Consider the following 20,477-nt stretch of genomic DNA (forward strand, 5'->3'; position numbering starts at 1 on the left):
TGATGTTCGACTGTGGAATGCTTCTCCGGTGGGTGAGCATGTGGTTCCTGTGGGCTGTCCCTGCTGTGCGTCACGGACCGGCGGGGGGACCTGCCCCGTCTGTTTCTGGACCGACGACGGCCAGACCGACGCCGACGCGGACGCCGTCCGGGGTGGCCCCAACGGCGACCTGAGCCTCTCGCACGCCCGTCTCAACTACGCCGTCTACGGTGCCAGCCACCCGCGCTACCAGGACATGGTGCGCACGGCTCGCCCCGACGAGCGCCCCTGACTCCGAGGCGACGCCCGACGGGGTGAGCGTGGCTCAGCAGACCGGCACGGTGCCGCCGTACACGCCGGAGATGTACGCGTGGCTGACGTACTGGCCGCTGGCCAGGCGGTTCCAGCGGGTGGTGGTGCGGTAGGGGCCGGCGACCGACTGGCCGGCGACGTAGCACTGGATCGGTACGTGGGCCAGCCGGGCGGCCAGGCCACGGCTGGCGTACGCCGTGCTGGCCCCGGTGCGGATGTTGAGCGGCCCGTCACCGACCACGCCGCGCGGCCCGCCGCCGGTCCACAGATAGGCGACGTCCACCCAGGCGTTGGTGGTCAGCCGCAGCCCGTCCCAGAACGTGCCGTCGGCCAGGTCGATGCCGGCCGGGTTGAGCACGGTCCGCCCGAACTGGTCCCGGCCGCCGTTGTAGCCGGACTGGTAGGCGGCCTGCGCCTCGGGCCGGCCCTGTGGCAGGTTCTTCCAGTTCTCCCGGACCGATGAGGGGTTCCAGTAGTCGTCACGGGTGTTCCACGGCCCGACGTCCCAGACCGGGGCGTACTCGCAGCGGGAGCCGCTCGTGGTGCAGACCCGCACGGTGTAGTCGCCGGTGTTGAGTGGGGAGAGGCCCCGCCGCGACGGCAGCGCCGCGAAGTGGTCCCGGGGTTGCACGGTACGGCCGTTGGCGGTCAGCTCACCGACCAGTCCGATGCGGGTGGCGTACACCCGGTAGGTGCGGCCGGGTGTGGCTGCGGACACGGCGGCGTTCGCGTCGGCGGTGAGCTGCACGCCGCGTACCGTCGCCGTGGCGCCGCCTTCGGGAGCGGTGAGCACCACCCGGGTCTGCACCCGGGTGACGGGCCGGTCGAAGACCGCGCCGGTGGTGGCCGCCCGCCACTCCGTCCAGCCGGCGGCCCGCCAACCGCGGACCTGCGCCTCCACTGTCGCCCCGGTCGGGACGGCGGCGCTGATCTCGGCGCGGACCCGGGTGGCCGGCCGGGCGAGGGTGCGGGGAGCGGTCAGCAGCATTCCCTCGGCGACCGCGCTGTGCGGGCTGCGGGCGCCGCGCCCGGTAGGCCGGGCCTCCCGCAGTCGTAGGCCGGCGGCGGTGCGCCGGACGTTGACGTCGTCGCGATCGACGATGCTGAGGTCGGCGCTCCACCGTTCGTCGCCGGGTGCGGCGGCCACGAGGGTGATCGGGGCACCGGTGGGTGCGGCCGGGACGGTACCGGCGGGCAGGAGCGCTGCGGTGAGCAGAAGGGTGAGGGTGGCGATGAGGGCGACGGATGGGATACGACAACGCGGTCGCGTCATGGGCATTCTCCTCAGAACCCCCTGACCTTCGCATGTCGGGAGATCATGAGGAACCTCAGTACAAATAGCGACACATGCGAATCTTGCTCGAAAGAGGGAGGATGGCAGGGTGCCCGAAGGCGACACCGTCTGGAACACCGCGCGCGTGCTGCACCGCGCGCTGGCCGGCGCGCGGATCACCGGCAGCGACTTCCGGGTGCCGCAGCTGGCGACAACGGACCTCAGCGACTGGACCGTCCGCGAGTCGGCCAGCCGGGGCAAACACCTGCTGCTGCGGCTCACCGCTCCGACCGAGGAGCACTGGACCCTGCACTCCCACCTGCGGATGGACGGCGCCTGGCGGGCGTACGCCCCGGGGGAACGCTGGACCGGCCGACCCGCGCACCTGATCCGGGTGGTCCTGCGCACGCCCGGCGCTGTCGCGGTCGGCTACCACCTGCACGACCTGACCCTGGTGCCCACCGCCGAGGAGGACCAACTGGTCGGCCACCTCGGCCCCGACCTGCTCGGCCCGGACTGGGACCCGGCCGAGGCGGTCCGGCGGCTCGCCGACCACAGCGAGCAGACCATCGGCGAGGCGCTGCTCGACCAGCGCAACCTGGCCGGTGTGGGCAACCTCTACAAGTGCGAGGTGCTGTTCCTGCGCGGCGTGTCACCGTGGACCCCGGTCGGCGGGGTGCCCGACCTGCCGGGCCTGGTGGCCCTCGCACAGCGGCTGCTCGCCGCCAACCGCGGTCGGTGGACGCAGAGCAGCACCGGCTCGCTGCACCGGGGGCAGACCAGCTACGTGTACGGCCGCCGCGCCCAGCCCTGCCGCCGCTGCGGCACCGCGATCCGCAAGGAGGAGCTGGGCGAGCGGGTCACCTACTGGTGCCCGGTCTGCCAGCCCGAGCATCCGGTTCCGCCGTCATCCGGCTGACCAGGCCCGCGCCGAACAAGACCCATCGCAGAAACGGACGATTGGGTAATTCCTAACCGGCCGCCGGAGTCGCATGCTGCGGTTGAGCGCTCACCGACCGTCAGCAGAGTGCCGAGGTCCCCACGCCGGGGTGGCGGACCTCGCGCCCCGAACCGGGGAGAGTCATGGCGATGTTCCGCAGACTCCGCTCCACCTTCTTCGAGCGGACCACCCGCGACACCGACGCCCGCGCCAACGGGCGGACAGCGTCCGTGCCGGCCGCGCGTGCCGCCGAGGAGGCCGTTGCGACGCCGAGCCTGGACCCGGCCGTCGTACCCCGCTACTTCGGCCCCGTGCCGAACTTCGCCCACAGCCCTCGCCCGAGGCGAGACCGCGACGGGCAGGTGGCAGCCGGGACCGGTCTGCGCAAGTTCGTCGACCCGCTGCCCCTCCCCGGCCAACAGGGCCACGGCGATCTCGGCAGCCACCTGCCGGTGGCAGCGCCGGACACCATCAGCTACCCGGGCTGCGACTACTACGAGATCGGCCTCCAGGAGTACGCCCAGCGGCTGCACCGGGACCTGCCGGCCACCCGGCTGCGCGGCTACCGGCAGCTCAACCTGGGCACCGACCCCGCCGGACACAACACTGTGGCGCCTCCGGAGCGACAGTGGCACCTCGGGCCGATGATCCTCGCCCGTCGGGGTCGACCGGTCCGGGTGAAGTTCATCAACCAGCTCCCCACCGGTCGGGCCGGTGAGCTGTTCCTGCCTGTCGACGACACGATCGAGGGCGCCGCCCTCGGCCCACTGGACGGGCCGGCGCCCTACCCGCAGAACCGGGCAGTGCTGCACCTGGCCGGGGCGCAGACCGGCTGGACCAGCGCGGGCAACCCGGGGCAGTGGATCACCCCGGCCGGGGAGATCACCCCGTACCCCACCGGGCCCGGCCTGGCCCACGTGCCGGACATGCCGGCACCCGGTGCCGGGGCCACCACGCTCTACTTCCCGAACGAGCAGAGCGGCCGGCTGCTGTGGTTCCACGACAACACCCTCGGCCTCGCCCGGCTCACCGTCTACGGCGGACAGCTCGCGCTCTACCTGCTCACCGACCCGGCCGAGGACCAGCTCGTCGCCGACACGGTGCTGCCGGCCGACCAGGTGCCCCTGGTCATCGAGGACAAGACGTTCGTTCCGGACGACACCCAACTCGCCGCCGAGGACCCGACCTGGGACCGGGAACGCTGGGGCGCCCGGGGCAGCCTCTGGCACCCGCACGTCTACCAGCCCCGGCAGAACCCACACCGGTCCGGCGGACGCAACCCGACCGGCCGGTGGGACTACGGCCCCTGGTCCCGCAACTCCGCACCCGACGACGCCCGCGCCGACGGTTGGGTGCCGAACCCGTACCACGACCCGGTCGACGCACCGGACGAGCCGCCGCTCAACCCCGGCGTACCGCACCCGTCGGCCGTCCCCGAGGCGTACGGCGACACCCCGCTCGTCAACGGCGTCGCCTACCCGTACCTGGAGGTGCGACCACGCGCGTACCGGTTCCGGATCCTCAACGCCTGCCTGGACCGCAGCCTCAACCTCCAGCTCTACCGCGCCCGCTCCGACGCGCCGATGTGGACAGCCGACGGCGCGCTCGCCGACGCCGACGCCGGTGAGGTGCCGATGGTGCCCGCCGCGCGGGCGGCGGACCGTCCGGCGGGATGGCCGATCGACGGACGCGACGGCGGTGTGCCGGACCCGCGCGCCGCCGGCCCGGAGTTCATCCAGATCGGCAACGAGGCCGGCCTCCTGCCGGCGCCGGTGGTCCTGCCGAACCGACCGATCGGCTACCGCTACGACCGGCTCGACCCGACAGTGCTGAACGTCGACGGACACACGCTGCTGCTCGCCCCGGGCGAGCGGGCCGACGTGCTCGTCGACTTCTCCGCCGTGCCACCGGGCAGCACGCTGATCCTGTACAACGACGCCCCGGCCCCACTGCCCGGCTTCGACCCTCGCTACGACCAGCACACCGACGCCCCGGACCGCGGCGCCGAGGGTGGCCCGCCGCCGACCGAACCGGGGTACGGCCCGAACACCCGCACCCTGCTCCAGTTCCGGGTCAGCGGGACGCCCGCGCCGCCGTACGACCTGAGCCGGCTGCGCGAACGGCTACCCCTGGCGTACGCGGCCAGCCAGCGCCCGCCGATCGTCCCGCAGCCGGCGTACGACCCGGCGTTCGGGACCCGGACCGCGGCGCAGACGACGGTGCCGGTGCACGCCACCACTGTGACGTTCACGCCGACGGCCGGCACCGGCCCGGTGACAGTGCCGATCGCGGTCAAGGCCGCACAGCAGATCTTCGAACCGGAGCACGGCCGGCTGGCGGGCCGGCTCGGCGTCGGGCACCCGCACGCCGGGCCGCTGAACCCGACGACGCTGCCGCTCGGTGCCACCGACCCGGTCACCGAGGTGCTCTTCGCCACCGACCCCGCCGTACCGGTGGGCGCACCCACCGACGGCACCCAGCTCTGGAGGATCAGCGGCAACGTCCGGCAGACCGAGCCGTTGCACATCGGCGGCTGCGACGTGCAGGTGATCAACCGGGTTGGCTGGGACGGCACGCTGCGACTCCCGCACGGCACGGAGCTGGGCTGGAAGGGGATCATCCGGGTCAACCCCCGGGAGGACGTGGTGGTGGCGTTGCGCCCGGTCGCGCCGGCGCTGCCGTTCAAGCTGGGTGACAGCGTCCGGCTGCTCGACCCGTGTCGCCCGGGCGGAGCGCGAACCGGGTCGACGCCGGTCAGCCCGGCCGACGGGCGACCCGCCACAGTGGTGAACCAGTTGGTCAACCTGGGCTGGGAGTACCGCTGGCACAGCCAGCTCGCCGGCCACCGCGACGGCGGGATGACCCGACCGCTGGTGCTGCGGGTGACGCCGAAGGCACCGACCGGGCTGACCGCCACACCGGTGCCCGGCTCGGCCACCGCGCTACCCGCGATCGCGCTGGCGTGGACCAGCAACGGCGGGCGACCGCCCGCCACCAGCCACCTGCTGCAACGGGCCACCGACGCGACCTTCGGCGGCGACGTCACCACGATCACCGTCGCGGCCGCCGCCACCCGCTACACCGACGCGACAGTCACCCCCGGGGTGACCTACCACTACCGGATCCGGGCGGAGAACGCGGTCAGCTACTCGTCCTGGTCGAACGGCGTGCCCGCCTCGGTGCACCTGGCCGCGCCGAGCGGACTGGTCGCGACGCTCCCGCCGGCCGCGCCGCTGCGCGTGGCGTTGCGCTGGACGAACCGTTCGTTCGCCACCGGCATCGACGTGCAACGGGCCACCAACCCGACGTTCACCAGTGGCCCGGGCACCACGGCGATCCGGGTCGGCGACAACCACCTGGACCCGACCGTCGCGCCGGACACCACGTACTACTACCGGGTGCGGACCACCTACCTGGGCGCCGCGTCGGCGTGGTCGACGGTCGCCACGGTGACCTCGCCACCCGCGCCGGGCACCCCCAACACCCTGAGCGCCACCGCCAGCGCACCGGGGCCGGACACCGCGACGGTGATCCTGGCCTGGGCGGCGAGCACACCCGGCGGCCCGGGTTCCGGGTTCACGGTGCAGCGGGCCCTCGACCCGGCCTTCGACCAGGAACTGGCCACCTTCACGGTGACCGACCGCGGCTTCACCAACACGGGGCTGGCGCGGGGCGTGACCTACCACTACCGGATCCGGTCGTTCAACGTCGTGGGCACCTCGCCGTACACCGGGCCGGTCCTGGTGACGACACCACAGTGACCGGCCGCGCGGTCTCCGCGCGGATGGGCTGTCGGCGCGTGGCTTCGGCGCGGGTGCGCTGTCGGCGCGTGGCTTCGGCGCGGGTGCGCTGTCGGCGCGTGGCTTCGGCGCGGGTCCGCCGTCAGCGGGTCGGCGTGCGCAGCGGGGTGCCGACGGCCCGCAGCTCGGCGAGGGCCCCGGCGACCCCGTGCAGCAGGTCGGTCGCCTCGGTGAGCCGGTCGGCGGCGGGGTGGGCGGTCTCCGGTCGGGCGTCCTCGGCCAGGTAGCCGGCGGCGGCGACCACCAACCGTTCGTACGCCGCCACCCCGCCCTCCAGTTGGGCGGTCAGCGCGGCATGCGCCTCGGCCAGCGGCGGCCGAGCGTCGGCCGGGGCCAGCCGCAGCGCGCGTTCGACGCTGGCCACCCGTGCGGCCAGGTCGCGCAGTGAGCGGTCGGCGGCAGCGGCCTCCAGCACCGCCGGCTCGGCCAGCCCGGTGAGTCGGGGGGCCATCCCGGCCAGGGTGAGCGCCGCCCGGTCCAGTCGGGCCCACTGCTCCCCTGCGCTGGTGCCACGCAGCGCGATCCGGGAACGGACCCGGCGCACCTCGGCCAGCACGCCAGGGCCGACCGGCAGCCGCTCGACGGCGGCGATCAACCGGGCCCGTGACCGGGCCGCCGCCTCGGCCGGGTCGAGCGCGGGGGGCGCCGGCTGGGCGGCCAGGGCACGCACGTCGATCCACCGCCAGGCGGCGAGCGCCACCGCACTGCCTGCGGCGCCGGCCCAGGCCGCGTCGGGCAGACCAAGGCCGGCGTACGGAGTCAGCACCGCCGCCGCGCCGCCGAGCCCACCGGCCAGCACACTCCACCGCCGGGCCGACCGCTGAAGCCGACCCAGCCTCCGGAAGTACCGTGTCCGCTCGTCTGCCACAGTGAACTCCTCGGTCCGGTCGTTCAGCCGGCGGCGGTCGGGTCGCCGGTGCCCCGCTCGCGAGCCATGCTGGCGCGCAACTCGTCCAGTCGGGCGGCGGCCGTCGGGTCGTTGGCCGGGCCGGTCTTCTCGGCCTGCGGCACGGCCGGACGCTGGGCAGCACCGCCGCCGAGCTGCTCCCCCGCCATGCTGGACCGGATCTGCTCCAACCGGGCCGAGCCGGCCGAGTCGATAGTGGCCTTCTGAATTTCCAACATACGGCCCTCGACGGAGTTGCCGGCCAGTTCGGCGCGACCCATCGCGTTGGCGTACCGCCGTTCAATGCGGTCGCGCACCTCGTCCAACGACGGGGTGTTGGTGGGCGCGGTCAGCGACGACATCGACTCCAGCGAGCGGGCCACGGTCTCCTGCATCTTGGCCTGCTCCAGCTGGCTGAGCAGCTTGGTGCGCTCGGCGAGCTTCTGTTGGAGGATCATCGAGTTGTTCTCGACCGCTCGGCGGGCCTGGGCGGCTGCACCCAACGCCTGGTCGTGCAGGGTCTTCAGGTCCTCGGTGGCCTGCTCGGCGGAGACGAGCTGGCTGGCCAGCGTCTGCGCGGACTGCTCGAACCGCACCGCCTCGGCCTCGTCGCCCTTGGCCCGGGCCTGGTCGGACAGCACCAGGGCCTGCCGGGCGTTGCCCTGCAACCGCTCGACCTCGGACATCTGCCGGGACAGCTTCATCTCCAGCTGACGCTGGTTGCCGATCACCGCGGCCGCCTGCTGAACCAGCGCCTGGTGCTGCCGCTGGGCATCCTCGATGGCCTGCTGGATCTGCACCTTGGGATCGGCGTGCTCGTCGATCTTCGCACCGAAGAGCGCCATCAGGTAGTTCCAACCCTTGACGAACGGGTTCGCCATCTCCGTGGTATCCCCTCAGTAGCGTCGCTCCACCACGGCCGGGCCGGCTGAACCGACCGCCCGTGACCGGCCGGCCTCCATCGTCCCAGCCGAACGCCAACGAGGCATCCGTACCGGGCGGTCGACAGCACCGGCGGCTCCTGCGAGCAACCCTACGCGGCCGGGGCCAGCCCGCCCATGGTCAACCCGACGGGCGACTCAGGCGGCGCAGACCACGTCCCGGTCGCGCTCGGTGGGGCGGACCCGGGTGCTGCGCAGCGTGGCCTTGAGCGGCGAGTCCTGACGGACCGACACGGCGACCTTGCCGTCGGAGGTGACCTGACGGACACCCCGGTTGGTGCTCTTGGCTGCGGCGTCGGCCGGCTCGTCCTGCATCGAGACGAGCACCCCGGGCATCTGCTCGGCGAGCGCCACGGTGTCGCTCACCTCCAGCAGCAACTCGGACAGGCGGGCCCCGAGGGCGTCACAGATCGCGGCGAGCAGCTCGCTCGACGGCTCCTTGTGCCCCCGCTCGATCTCGGAGAGGTAGCCGAGGCTGACGTTGGCGGCGGTGGAGACCTCACGCAGCGTGCGCTGCTGCCCCTGCCGGCGCGCTCGCAGTGCGTCACCGATCACCCGGCGTAGCAGGATCATCGCACCTCCCCCTGAGGGATACCTCGCGCCCGGCGCTGGGCAGCCGGTCGCGGCGGGCCGCGCCGACCCCGAACGTCGGAGCCTTCCCGCAACCGTACCCGTTGCGAGCCCGGGCGACATCCCGCCCCGCCCGTCGGTTCGTCGGGACGGGCCTCCCGGGCGCGCCGCCGCCCGTTTCCGCCCCGTTCCGGACGGCCCCGGCCGCACTTCCGGCCTCGGGTCCCGGCCGCCACTCCCGGCCCCTTCCCTGGTCCCGGCCTGCGTGGTGCCGGCCTGCGTGGTGCCGGCCTGCGTGGTGCCGGCCTGCGTGGTGCCGGCCTGCGTGGTGCCGGCCTGCGTGGTGCCGGCCTGCGTGGTGCCGGCCTGCGTGGTGCCGGCCTGCGTGGTTCTGACCTTGGTGTTCACGGTGTCGCGGCGACCAGTCGCTCGGCGAGCAGCCGCAGCGCCTCGACCACCGCCGTCGCGCGGACGTGGTCCCGTCCGCCGCCCAGGTCGAGCTGGCGGACCTCACCGCCGTTCGGTCCGGCGACCGCGACGTAGACCAGGCCCACGGGCTTCCCGTCCTGCGGCTCGGGGCCGGCGACCCCGGTGGTGGCCAGCCCCCAGTCCGCGCCGCACCGCTGCCGGCCACCCTCGGCGAGCGCCGCCGCCACCTCCGGGTCCACCGGCCCCCGCTCGGACAGCAGGTCAGCGGGTACGCCAGCCAGGGTCGCCTTCAACTCGGTGGCGTAGACCACGAGGCCACCTCGGTAGATGCCGCTGACCCCGGCGATGTTCACGATCGAAGCGGCCAGTGACCCGCCGGTGAGCGATTCGACGGTGGCCAGGGTCTCGTGTCGCTCGGCCAGCCGGTGCACGACCCCCGCCGCCGCACTGCCCACCTCGGCACCGTCCACCTCACCACCAGTCACCCCAGCACCACTCACCCCAGCACCACCCACCCGAGCACCGTCCGCCCCGTCCACCGCCACCCCGTCCCTCGCCCCCGCCGCACAAACCAGTCCTTCCCCACCCACCGATCCCCAACCCAACTGCCCCCAACCCCCGACCCAATCGCGTTGATCATGAAGTTAGCGTCACGACACGCCGCCCCGGAGGGCAATAACTTCATGATCAACGGGGGCGCGGCCCCGGGCCGGGAGGCCCGGGGGTGGGGTGGGGGTGGGGGGCGGGGTGGGGGTGCGGGGTTAGCGGGGGCGGCGGAGGCGTAGGGCTTGGGCTATGTAGTCGAAGCCGGTGGCGACGGTGACCAGGACGGCGGCGGCCATGATCCAGGGGCCGACGGTGGCGAGCGAGGCCGGCATCGGCCAGAGGTACCAGGCGATGGCCAGGATCTGGAGCGCCGTCTTGACCTTGCCGCCTCGGCTGGCGGCGATCACGCCGTGCCGGATCACCCAGAACCGCAGCCCGGTGATGCCCAGCTCGCGGACGAGGATCAGCGCGGTCACCCACCAGGGCAGTTGGTCGTACCAGGAGAGCAGCACCAGCGCCGCGCCGGTGAGCGCCTTGTCGGCGATCGGGTCGGCCACCTTGCCGACCGAGGTGACCAGCCCGAACCGGCGGGCGATCCAGCCGTCCACCAGGTCGGTCGCGGAGGCCACCGCGAAGATCAGGCAGGCCGCCATCCGCCAACCGGCGTGGGTCATCCCCGACACGATCACCGAGGCGCCGAAGACCGGAACCAGCACCAGCCGCAGGGCGGTCAGCGCGTTGGCCGCGTTGACGACGGGCACCACGGCCACCACCCGGCCCGGCGTCGACTCCGTCGCCCCGGTCACCGCAGCACTCCGCTCGGGCCGCCGTGGCGTTCCCGGCACCGCACCACCTGGGTCCCCCGCTCCGCTCGGGCCCGCCGTCACCGTGCCGCGCCGGGCGAAGCCGAGATCATCTCATCCGGCACAGCGAGCAGGTCCACCCCTTCGGTGCCGGTCACCGTTGCGCGTACCAGATCGCCCGGACGCAGCGCGGCCAGATCGACGCCACCCTCGACCGGGGCGACGAGGGTGGTGGAGCCATCCACCTCGGGCGCCTGGTGCGCTGCCCGGCCCTCCACCACGCCGTCCTCGATCGAGTCGACAAGCACCTCGACGGTCGAGCCGAGCCGGTCCTCGGCCCGCTGGGAGCAGAGCTCGTCGGCGAGGGCGCTGAGCCGGTCGTAGCGCCGCTTGATCGTCGCGGCGGAGACCTTGCCGGGCAGGCCGGCGGCCTCGGTGCCGTCCTCGTCGCTGTAGTCGAACATGCCGATCGCGTCGAGCCGGGCCTCGGTCAGGAACCGGACCAGCTCGTCGACGTCGGCGCGGGTCTCGCCGGGGAAACCGACGATGAAGTTGCTCCGGGCGCCGGCCTCCGGGGCCAGGGCGCGGGCGCTGGCCAGCAGCTCCAGGAACCGGTCGGTGGAGCCGAAACGCCGCATCCGGCGCAGCACCGGCTCGCTGGAGTGCTGGAACGACAGGTCGAAGTACGGTGCCACGCCCGGGGTGGTGGCGATCGCCTCGACCAGCCCGGGCCGGGTCTCGGCCGGCTGCAGGTAGCTCGCCCGCACCCGGACGATGCCGGTCACCGCGGCGAGCTGCGGCAGCAGCTTCTCCAGGGCGCGCGGGTCACCCAGGTCCTTGCCGTACGAGGTGGAGTTCTCGCTGACCAGCACCAGCTCCCGTACGCCGGTCTTGGCCAACCACTCCGCCTCGGCGAGCAGCTCGTCCGGCGTACGTGAGACGAAGGCCCCCCGGAAGGCCGGGATGGCGCAGAACGCGCAGCGGCGGTCGCAGCCGCTGGCCAGCTTCAGCGAGGCCACCGGACCGGTGTCGAGCCGCCGGCGCAGCACCTGGCGCAGGTGTGCCGGGGTGTGCTCGTCGGTGTCGACGACGGTGCGGGTCACGGTGCCGTGGCCGGGCAGCGACACAGTGCTGTCGCGGCGCTGCACCGGGGTCAGCGGCAGCAGCTCGCGCCGGTCCCGTGGGGTGTGCGCGGTGATCTGCTCGCCGGCGACGACGGCGTTCAGCCGGGCGGCGATGTCGGGGTAGTCGTCGAAGCTCAGCACCGCCTGGGCCTCGGGGAGGCTGTCGGCCAACTCCCGGCCGTACCGCTCGGCCATGCAGCCCGCGGCGACCACCTTGGCGCCCGTTCCGGCGGCGGCGAGCAGGGTCTGGATCGAGTCCTGCTTGGCCTTCTCCACGAAACCGCAGGTGTTGACGACCACCACGTCGGCGCCCTCGCCGTCGGTGGTCACCTGCCAGCCGTCGGCGTGCAGGCGGGCGGCCAGCTCCTCCGAGTCGACCTCGTTGCGGGCACAGCCCAGGGTCAGCAGGGCGACGCGACGGCCCTCGGCGTGGTCAGCGGGAGAAGGAGAGGTGGCAGACACCATCCGAGGGTACCGGGCCGGCCGGGTAAGCCCACGCACGCGGGCTGCGGAGACCGTCGACACGGAGGCGAACGTCATTCCGATCAGCGCGCCTCGGCGCCAACCCGGGTCAGCGCGTCGAGCAGGAACACCTCGGTGCCGGCCAGGCCGGTGGAGCAGAAGACGGAGATCTGGTCCGCGGTGGTCCGGCCGGGGACCGCGCCGGCCAGGATGCCGCCCAGGTCGCGCAACCCGCCGGCGTACGGGGGTGTGGCCGCGAGCATCGGTGGCTGGTAGTCCGCCGCCTGGGCCGGCGAGTCGGTGACCAGCAGGTCGGCGGTGTCCAGCAGGTCGGTGCCGAACTCGCTGCGGCCGCGCTGCTTGAAGCCGACCGCGTTGACGTGCGTGCCGGGGCTGAGGTCGGCGGCGCGGAGCACCGGGGTGGGGCTGGTGGTCGCCAGCACCACCAGGTCCCGCCCGGCGACGGCCGAGGCCGGGTCGGCCACCGCGCGGGCCGGCACGCCCAGTTCGCCACGGACCCGGGCGGCGAGGGCCTCCCGGCGAGCGGCGGACCGACTGTGCACCACCACCTCGCGCAACGGGCGGACCGCGGCGGCGGCCCAGACCTGGGTCCACGCCTGCCGGCCGGAGCCGATCACCCCGAGGGTGGCGGCATCGGGACGGGCCAGCGCGTCGACCGCGAGGCCCCCCAACCCTCCGGTACGACGGGAGCCCAGCTCCTCGCCGACGGCGACCGCCCGGACCGCCCCGGTCCGGGCGTCGTGCAGCACCACCAGCTGCTCGCCCTGCGGGTGACCGAAGGTGTCGTAGGAGCGGAAGCCGTACCACTCGCCGACCAGGTGCCCGGCGGTGAGCACCATCCGCCCGCCGCTCAGCGGCGCGGCTGCCCGGGGCGGCGCGATCAGGCGTCCCTCGTACGCGGCCAGGACCGCAGCGCGCATGGCGTCGACCGTGGTGGCGGCGTCCAGCGCGGCGGCGACCTCGGGGTCGGCGTAGAGCATGGTCATAGTGGCAATACTGCAAGTTGAAGTCAGGTAGAGGTCAACCGGCCGTGGCGGTGGTCACCGCCGCGCCGCCGGGGTCGGTGCTAGCGTCGGCACCGGTGGCCGGATACACGTGGCCACTCCGGACGAGTGGTGGGCGTACCCGGTCAGGCCAAGACGCCCCGCGTGACGTGCAGACTCGACTCGTCCCGGCGCGGCAGCCCCGGGCGCTTCCGGTGAGGTGAACGATGGCCTGGCTCGTACTGGTGATCTCAGGACTGCTGGAGACGGCCTGGGCGATCGCCCTGGACCGCAGCGCCGGTTTCAGCCGGCTGATCCCGTCCGTGGTGTTCGCGGTGACCCTGCTGCTGAGCATGGCCGGGCTGTCGTACGCGCTGCGGGACATCCCCGTCGGCACCGGCTACGCGGTCTGGGTCGGCATCGGCGCGGTCGGCACCGCGCTGGTCGGGATGCTGGCGCTCGGCGAGTCGGCGAGCCTGCCCCGAATCCTCTGCCTCCTGCTGGTGGTCGCGGGCGTGATCGGGTTGAAGATCTTCCACTGAGGTGCCCCGCCGACAGGCGTGACCAGCGCCCACAGTGGGTAGTGATCGATTCGTCACGACAGGCTCTCACCCGGAGGAAGACATGGCCGACATGCCGAGCACCGCCCGTCCCCGCAGCAACGCCGCCCGCATCCTCACCATCGTGGGCTTCGTCTTCGCTGTCCTGGCCCTGCTGCTCAACCCGATCATCTTCGGCGTGCTCGGCGTCATCGCCGGCGTCGTCGGCGCGGTGCTCGGCGACAAGCCGCTGGGCTGGTACGCCGCCGCGGCCAGCGTCGTCGCCGCGATCATCAGCATCGTGATCTTCTCCGCGCTGATCAGCAACTGACCACTCCCCCACGTCACGGGCCCGCCGGATTCCGGCGGGCCCGTCGTGCGTCCGGGGTCGGCCGCCGGTCAGTTCCCGTCGCCGCGCAGGCCCGCCAGGACGTCTTCCAGCTCGTCCGGCTTGACCAGCACGTCGCGCGCCTTCGACCCCTCGGACGGCCCGACCACACCCCGGGTCTCCATCAGGTCCATCAGGCGGCCCGCCTTGGCGAAACCGACCCGCAGCTTGCGCTGGAGCATCGAGGTCGAGCCGAACTGCGAGGTGACCACCAGCTCCACCGCCTGCACCAACAGGTCCAGGTCGTCGCCGATGTCCTCGTCGGGCTTCTTCTTGGTCTCCTGCGCCGGGGCCAGCACGTCCTTGCGGAACTCCGGCTCGCGCTGGTCCTTGCAGAACTTCACCACATCGGCGATCTCGCGCTCGGTCACCCAGGCGCCCTGGATGCGGACCGGCTTGGAGGCGCCCATCGGCAGGAAGAGCCCGTCACCGCGGCCGAGCAGCTTCTCCGCGCCCGGCTGGTCGAGGATGACCCGGGAGTCCGCGAGGGAGGACGTGGCGAACGCCAGCCGGGACGGCACGTTCGCCTTGATCAGACCGGTCACCACATCGACCGAGGGACGCTGGGTGGCCAGCACCAGGTGGATGCCGGCGGCCCGGGCCAGCTGGGTGATCCGGACGACCGAGTCCTCCACGTCGCGCGGCGCGACCATCATCAGGTCGGCCAGCTCGTCCACGATCACCAACAGATACGGGTACGGACGCATCTCGCGTTCGCTGCCCGGCGGAGCCTTGATCTCGCCGTTGCGAACCTTGCGGTTGAAGTCGTCGATGTGCCGGACGCCGTTGGCGGCGAGGTCGTCGTAGCGCATGTCCATCTCGCGGACCACCCAGTCCAGCGAGTCGGCCGCCTTCTTCGCGTTTGTCACGATCGGGGTGACCAGGTGTGGGATGCCCTCGTAGCCGGTCATCTCGACCCGCTTCGGGTCGATCAGCAGCAGTCGCACCTCGTCCGGGGTGGCCCGGGTGAGGATGGACACCAGCAGGGTGTTGAGGCAGCTCGACTTGCCCGCACCGGTGGCGCCGGCAATCAGGATGTGCGGCATCTTGGCGAGGTTGGCCACCACGTAGCCGCCCTCGATGTCCTTGCCGAGCGCCACGACCATCGGGTGGTGATCGCTGGTCGCCGCCCGCGAACGCAGCACGTCGCCGAGGGCGACGTTCTCCGGGTCGGTGTTCGGGATCTCCACGCCGACGGCGCTCTTGCCCGGGATCGGACTGAGAATCCGCACGTCCGGCGACTTCACCGCGTACGCGATGTTGCGGGACAGCTGGGTGATCCGCTCGACCTTGACGCCGTGCCCCAGCTCCACCTCGTAACGGGTGACGGTCGGGCCACGGGTGAAGCCGGTGACCGCGGCGTCCACATCGAACTGGTCGAACACGCCGGTCAGCGCGGCGATCACCTCGTCGTTGGCCTTGCTGCGGGTCTTCGCGGCGGCACCGGCACTCAGCATGTTGGCCGGCGGCAGGGTGTAGTCCCCGGACAGCCCGGTCAACGCGAGCTGCTCGGCCCGGGTCGGGGCGGGCGAGTGCTCCGGCGGCTCGGCCTGCGGCTTGCGGCTCGCCGGCACCTTCGCCGGAGACTTGCGCGGCAGCACCATGGTCTCCTGGAGGTCCGCGCCGTCCAGGTCCTCGAAGTCGTCCGGGTCCAGTGGCGCGGGCATCCGCTTCGCCGGTCGCTTGCGCGCCGGCTTGGCGGCCACCTCGTCCGCCTCCTCGTCCGCCTCCGGTGCGCCGACCAGCCCACCGGCGAGCAGGCCCAGCCGCTCCGGGATCTTGTTGATCGGCGTCGCGGTCACCACGAGCAGGCCGAAGAGCAGCAGCAGGATGAGCAGCGGCACCGCCACCCAGGCGGTCACCGCCCGCTCCAGCAGCCCGCCGACGCCCGCGCCGACCAGACCGCCGGCGAAGTCACGCTCCAGCGGGTCGGCCGGGTCCTGGCCGATCTGGAGCAGCGCGGCGGTCGACACCAGCAGCGAACCCCAGCCGATCAGCCCGCGGCCCCGGTGCTCCGGATCCGCCGGCTGACGCATCAGTCGCCACGCGCCGATCATCAACAGCACCGGTACGACCACCGAGATCGCGCCCAGGAACAGCCGGATCGTGTCGGCCAGTCGAGCGCCCACCGGCCCCGCTCCGGACAGCCAGAGCGCCACGGCGGAGAGCAGGGCGAGCCCGAACATGAGCAGCCCGGCACCGTCGCGGCGGTGCTCCGGGTCGAGGTCACGGGCCGAGGCGGCCTGCCGGCCGGCAGCGCGCACGGCCCAGCCCATCCCGTGCGCCAGCCCCATCCACAGTGCCCCGACCGCGCGGCCCACGTAGACCGCCGGGCCGGGCCGCGGCGGCGTCGTGCGACGTCGGACCGGCGCCCGGGTGGCCTTCTTCGCCGGTTGACGGGCACGACTGTTGGTGCCACCGCGCGGCGACGCGCCGCGCCGCCGGCTCGCCTGAGAGGTACGGCCCGCCATAGAGTCACGGTAACGGTGGGGCCGGGCAGATCCCCGCTTTTCCGGGTCGTGTCCGCGCGTCGTAACACGAACCCCACCGCCGGTCGTGATATCCGCCTCAGAAGGGATGCCCCATGGCGTCGCCGGAAATCGAAGGCGATCCGGACGATCCGCTGGCCGGGCACCCTGGCGCACTGCGTCCGCTGACCGGCGAACTGGTCGCCGCGGTGCTCGCTGCCCGCGGCCGGTCTGTCGGCCTGACCCTGGACGGCGAGCTGGTGGGCCACTTCGACGACAACATGATCTGGTTCCTCCGCGTCGGCGGCGACGGAGAGCTGCTCCAGATCCGCACCATGGTCGATCCGACCTTCGGCATCGAACGGGTGCCCGACCTGTACGCGTTCTGCAACTCCTGGAACCACGACCGGCTCTGGCCGAAGGCGTTCGTGCACGTCGACGACGACGGTCGGGCCCGGGTGTACGGCGAGGTGATCACCGACCTGGAACGCGGCGTGACCCCACACCAGCTCGACCAACTGGTCGACTGTGGCATCTCCACCGGCTGCCAGCTGGCCGTGGCGGTCCGTCGACTGCCCGGGGCGGTCCCGTCATGACCGGCCGGGACGAGTTCACCGGCAGCCGCACCGGCACGCCGCCCACCGGTCCCGGTGACCGCCTCGCGCGCGTACCGGCGCTGGAGGCCGCGCTCGCCGACGCCCGGGACCTCCCCGACGGCCCAGCCCGGCAGGTGGCCCTGGAACGGCTCGCCGAGCGTGCCGACGCGGCCGGCGACGTCCGGTCCGGGATGGACGCGCGGTTCGCGCTGATCGAGGCGTACCTGCTGCACGGGGAACGGTGGCGCCTGGTCGAGCCGGTCCGGCGCTGCCGCGCCGCCGCCGACCACCGGCCCGACCTGCTCACCGACACGGAAACCGGGCTGCTGCTGCGCTACCAGCGGTACGCGGTGGAGGCGCTGCTCGGCACCCCCCGGGTCGGGCTGGACCAGACCCGGTCCCTGCTGCACGACCTGGCCCACCGGGTCGGCGCGGACGGCCCGGACACACCGACCGTCGCGGAGCTGCACTGCCGGATCGCCGATCACCTGGGCGACGAGCCCACCGCGCGGCACTGGTACGAGCGGTGGTCCGGAAAACGACCCGGCCCGGCCGGCGGCTGCCCGGGCTGCGCCTCGGCCCGGCGCGCCGAACTGCTGGCTGGCTGGGGCGAGTGGGCCGCCGCGCTCACCGAGCTCACGGATTCCGACGGCGACCCGCAGTCCTGCACCGACCAACCCGAGCGGGACCTGGTCGCCGGCCTGCTGCCCGCACTCCGCACCGGTGAGCCGACACGGGCGGCGGCGGCCCACGTGCGGGCGTACCGCCGACACGGGCGCGAGCGCGCGGCATTCCCCCACCTCGCCGCGCACCTGCGGTTCTGCGCGCTGGGCGGGCACCTGGAACGCGGGCTGACCATTCTGGCCGAGCAGCTACCCCGGTTGGACCGGCCGACCGACGATCTCGCCGCCATGGAGTTCGCCGCCGCCGGGGCACTGGTCTGCGGGTTGGCCGCCGACGCCGGGCTGGGCGGGCGGACGATGCCCCGCCCGGCGTACGGCGAGCGAACGGCCACCGAGTTGGAGGTCGCCACGCTCGGGGCGCTACTGCTCGGGGTGGCCAACGAGTTGGCCGGCAGCTTCGACGCGCGCAACGGCACCGGGCACCACTCCGGACGGATGGCCGCCTGGTTGGCCGATCGCCCACTCGCGGCGGCGGTTCCGCTGCCCACCGACGACCGGCCCGACGATCCCGACGAGCCCGACACCGACAGCTCCGACGCTGAGACCGAGCTGGGTGAGCGCGAGTTGTCCGCGCTCTCCCTCGGCATGATCACCGCGATCCTGGACGGGCGCGGCGACCGGTACCTGGTGGACGAGGGCGGGGCCGTGGTCGGCCACTGGGAGGGGGCGGTGATCCAGTTCCGGCGGGCCGGTGAGCGCGGTGAGGTGCTGCACGCCCGCGCCATGGCCAACCGCCGGCTGCCGGCGGCCCGCCGCGCCGAGGTGTACGCCTTCTGCAACGCGTGGAACCACGACCGGCTGCTGCCCAAGGCGTACGCGCACGACCTCGGCGACGAGTTGGTGCTGGCCGGCGACGTGGCCACCGACCTGGCGCACGGGGTCGCCCCGGCGCAGCTGCGGATCCTCATGGACGCCGCCATCGCCACCGGCGTCGCGTACGCCGAGGCGGTCGCCGCGCTGCCCTGATTTCGGAACGGCGATGCCCGCCTGCACACGAGGTGCGGGCGGGCATCGTGACGCGTGCGGTCAGACCTCGACGACGGTGGGCACGATCATCGGACGACGACGGTACTTGTCGTTGACCCACCGCCCAACGGTCCGCCGGACGATCTGCTGGAGCTGGTGCGGGTCGGTGATGCCTTCCGCCGCGGCCCGGTTGAGCGCCTCGGTGACCAGCGGGACCACCGGGTTGAACGCCTCCGGGTCCTCGGAGAAGCCCTTCGCGGACAGCGTCGGGCCGGCGACCACCTTGCCGGTGACCGAGTCGACGACCACTGTGGTGGCGATGAAACCGCCGTCACCGAGGATCCGCCGTTCGGTGAGCAGCGACTCGCTGACGTCACCGACGGCGAGGCCGTCCACGTAGACGTACCGGCTCTTCACGTGCCCGACCAGGGTGGCGCGGCCCTCGACCAGGTCGACCACGTCGCCGTCCTCGCAGATCACCACCCGGTCGGCGGCGACCCCGGACTCGATGCCGAGTCGGGCGTGGGCGCGCAGGTGACGCCACTCGCCGTGTACCGGCATCAGGTTGCTGGGCCGGACCACGTTGAGCAGGTAGAGCAGCTCCCCGGCGGGGGCGTGCCCGGAGACGTGCACCTTGGCCACGTCCTTGTGCACGACCACCGCGCCGGCCCGGGCGAGCCGGTTGATCACCCGGTAGACCGAGGTCTCGTTGCCGGGCACCAGTGAGGAGGCCAGCACGACGGTGTCGCCGGGGGCGATGGTGATGTGCCGGTGGTCGCCGCTGGCCATCCGGCCCAGCGCGCTCATCGGCTCACCCTGGGAACCGGTGGACATCAGCACGATCTCGTCCGGCGGCAGAGTGGTCGCCTCGTCGATGCTGATGACCAGGCCGGCCGGGATGTTGAGCAGGCCGAGGTCCCGGGCGATGCCCATGTTGCGGACCATGGACCGGCCGATCAGCGCGACCTTACGGCCGTGCTCGGCGGCGGAGTCGAAGACCTGCTGCACGCGGTGCACGTGCGAGGCGAACGACGCCACGATGATGCGACCCTTGGCCTTCGCGAAGATCGAGTCGAGCACCGGCCCGATCTCCCGCTCCGGGGTGACGAAGCCGGGGATCTCCGCGTTGGTGGAGTCGGACAGCAGCAGGTCGACGCCTTCGGCGCCGAGCCGGGCGAAGCCGGCCAGGTCGGTGATCCGACCGTCCAGCGGGAGCTGGTCCATCTTGAAGTCGCCGGTGTGCAGCACCAGGCCGGCGGGGGTACGGATGGCCACCGCGAGGGCGTCCGGGATCGAGTGGTTGACCGCGAAGAACTCACACTCGAACGGGCCGAGCCGCTCACGGCCGCCCTCCCGCACGGTCAGCGTGTACGGCTGGATCCGCCGCTCGGCCAACTTGGCCTCGACCAGGGCGAGGGTGAACTGTGAGCCGACCAGCGGGATGTCGGGCTTGTGGGCGAGCAGGTACGGCACCGCGCCGATGTGGTCCTCGTGACCGTGCGTCAGCACGATCGCCTGGACGTCCGCCAGCCGGTCCAGGATCGGGCCGAAGTCGGGCAGGATCAGGTCCACACCCGGCTGCTCGACGTCGGGGAACAGAACCCCGCAGTCGACGATCAGCAACTTGCCGTCGTACTCGAAGACGGTCATGTTCCGACCGATGGCGCCGAGCCCGCCGAGCGGGATGATCCGCAGGCCGCCTTCCGGCAGCGGCGGGGGTAGTTCCGCCTCGATGTGCGCCTCGGTCACGCGTCCACCTCATTCTGCG

Annotated in this window: 17 protein-coding genes and 1 riboswitch; of the genes, 7 read left to right on the forward strand and 10 right to left on the reverse strand. The window is 73.1% G+C overall.

Annotated elements, in window-relative coordinates; all coding sequences use genetic code 11:
- The first annotated feature begins 28 nt into the window (after positions 1-28).
- Entirely contained in the window at positions 29-271 is a 243-nt protein-coding gene (locus IW248_RS17760; protein WP_030489441.1) for a CPCC family cysteine-rich protein, read from the forward strand.
- A 33-nt stretch (positions 272-304) separates the two neighbouring features.
- Here IW248_RS17760 and IW248_RS17765 read toward each other — a convergent pair whose 3' ends face one another.
- Positions 305-1,564, reverse strand: coding sequence for a DUF8814 domain-containing protein (locus IW248_RS17765; RefSeq protein WP_196927894.1), 1,260 nt, complete (start codon positions 1,562-1,564; stop codon positions 305-307).
- Positions 1,565-1,673: 109 nt separating this feature from the next.
- Here IW248_RS17765 and IW248_RS17770 point away from each other — a divergent pair, with 109 nt between their 5' ends.
- Both IW248_RS17770 and IW248_RS17775 read left to right on the forward strand, forming a co-directional pair.
- Positions 1,674-2,483 (forward strand): DNA-formamidopyrimidine glycosylase family protein, encoded by an 810-nt coding sequence (locus tag IW248_RS17770; protein ID WP_196927895.1) that lies wholly within the window; start codon positions 1,674-1,676, stop codon positions 2,481-2,483.
- 164 nt (positions 2,484-2,647) lie between these two features.
- On the forward strand, positions 2,648-6,265 hold the full coding sequence (locus tag IW248_RS17775; protein ID WP_196927896.1) for a hypothetical protein: 3,618 nt from the start codon (positions 2,648-2,650) through the stop codon (positions 6,263-6,265).
- Between the two features lie 121 nt (positions 6,266-6,386).
- On the opposite strand, the gene pspM is transcribed toward IW248_RS17775, so the two are convergent.
- The 7 genes from pspM to IW248_RS17810 all read right to left on the reverse strand — a co-directional run bounded on the left by pspM (position 6,387) and on the right by IW248_RS17810 (position 13,072).
- The gene (gene pspM / locus IW248_RS17780) at positions 6,387-7,172 is read right to left on the reverse strand and encodes a phage shock envelope stress response protein PspM (protein WP_196927897.1); all 786 of its coding nucleotides are present in this window, start codon (positions 7,170-7,172) and stop codon (positions 6,387-6,389) included.
- A gap of 23 nt (positions 7,173-7,195) precedes the next feature.
- The gene (locus IW248_RS17785; protein WP_124822688.1) at positions 7,196-8,071 is read right to left on the reverse strand and encodes a PspA/IM30 family protein; all 876 of its coding nucleotides are present in this window, start codon (positions 8,069-8,071) and stop codon (positions 7,196-7,198) included.
- Positions 8,072-8,269: 198 nt separating this feature from the next.
- Positions 8,270-8,704, reverse strand: coding sequence for a helix-turn-helix domain-containing protein (locus tag IW248_RS17790; RefSeq protein ID WP_030489447.1), 435 nt, complete (start codon positions 8,702-8,704; stop codon positions 8,270-8,272).
- A gap of 401 nt (positions 8,705-9,105) precedes the next feature.
- Positions 9,106-9,615, reverse strand: a complete 510-nt coding sequence (locus tag IW248_RS17795; RefSeq protein ID WP_307788034.1) for a CinA family protein — start codon at positions 9,613-9,615, stop codon at positions 9,106-9,108.
- 276 nt (positions 9,616-9,891) lie between these two features.
- Positions 9,892-10,482, reverse strand: coding sequence for a CDP-diacylglycerol--glycerol-3-phosphate 3-phosphatidyltransferase (pgsA, locus tag IW248_RS17800; protein ID WP_196927898.1), 591 nt, complete (start codon positions 10,480-10,482; stop codon positions 9,892-9,894).
- Positions 10,483-10,559: 77 nt separating this feature from the next.
- The gene (rimO, locus tag IW248_RS17805; protein WP_196927899.1) at positions 10,560-12,068 is read right to left on the reverse strand and encodes a 30S ribosomal protein S12 methylthiotransferase RimO; all 1,509 of its coding nucleotides are present in this window, start codon (positions 12,066-12,068) and stop codon (positions 10,560-10,562) included.
- Between the two features lie 80 nt (positions 12,069-12,148).
- Positions 12,149-13,072 (reverse strand): ornithine cyclodeaminase family protein, encoded by a 924-nt coding sequence (locus tag IW248_RS17810; RefSeq protein ID WP_196927900.1) that lies wholly within the window; start codon positions 13,070-13,072, stop codon positions 12,149-12,151.
- A gap of 92 nt (positions 13,073-13,164) precedes the next feature.
- Positions 13,165-13,235: riboswitch (guanidine-III (ykkC-III) riboswitch) on the forward strand.
- 61 nt (positions 13,236-13,296) lie between these two features.
- Between IW248_RS17810 and sugE the strand changes: the two genes are divergently transcribed.
- Both sugE and IW248_RS17820 read left to right on the forward strand, forming a co-directional pair.
- Positions 13,297-13,611 (forward strand): quaternary ammonium compound efflux SMR transporter SugE, encoded by a 315-nt coding sequence (gene sugE / locus IW248_RS17815; protein WP_124816787.1) that lies wholly within the window; start codon positions 13,297-13,299, stop codon positions 13,609-13,611.
- 82 nt (positions 13,612-13,693) lie between these two features.
- Positions 13,694-13,939, forward strand: a complete 246-nt coding sequence (locus IW248_RS17820; protein WP_196927901.1) for a hypothetical protein — start codon at positions 13,694-13,696, stop codon at positions 13,937-13,939.
- Positions 13,940-14,007: 68 nt separating this feature from the next.
- On the opposite strand, the gene IW248_RS17825 is transcribed toward IW248_RS17820, so the two are convergent.
- Positions 14,008-16,467 (reverse strand): FtsK/SpoIIIE family DNA translocase, encoded by a 2,460-nt coding sequence (locus IW248_RS17825; RefSeq protein WP_196927902.1) that lies wholly within the window; start codon positions 16,465-16,467, stop codon positions 14,008-14,010.
- Positions 16,468-16,580: 113 nt separating this feature from the next.
- On the opposite strand from IW248_RS17825, the gene IW248_RS17830 reads away from it, so the two are divergent.
- Positions 16,581-17,060, forward strand: a complete 480-nt coding sequence (locus IW248_RS17830) for a type III secretion system chaperone family protein (RefSeq protein WP_196927903.1) — start codon at positions 16,581-16,583, stop codon at positions 17,058-17,060.
- The gene (locus IW248_RS17835; protein WP_196927904.1) at positions 17,057-18,709 is read left to right on the forward strand and encodes a type III secretion system chaperone family protein; all 1,653 of its coding nucleotides are present in this window, start codon (positions 17,057-17,059) and stop codon (positions 18,707-18,709) included. Before IW248_RS17830 ends, IW248_RS17835 begins: the two co-directional genes overlap by 4 nt.
- A gap of 60 nt (positions 18,710-18,769) precedes the next feature.
- Here the strand turns inward: IW248_RS17835 and IW248_RS17840 are convergent, their stop codons facing one another.
- Positions 18,770-20,458 (reverse strand): ribonuclease J, encoded by a 1,689-nt coding sequence (locus IW248_RS17840; protein ID WP_196927905.1) that lies wholly within the window; start codon positions 20,456-20,458, stop codon positions 18,770-18,772.
- Positions 20,459-20,477 lie beyond the last annotated feature (19 nt).

It is taken from the genome of Micromonospora ureilytica (assembly GCF_015751765.1).
Classification (GTDB): Bacteria; Actinomycetota; Actinomycetes; order Mycobacteriales; family Micromonosporaceae; genus Micromonospora; species Micromonospora ureilytica.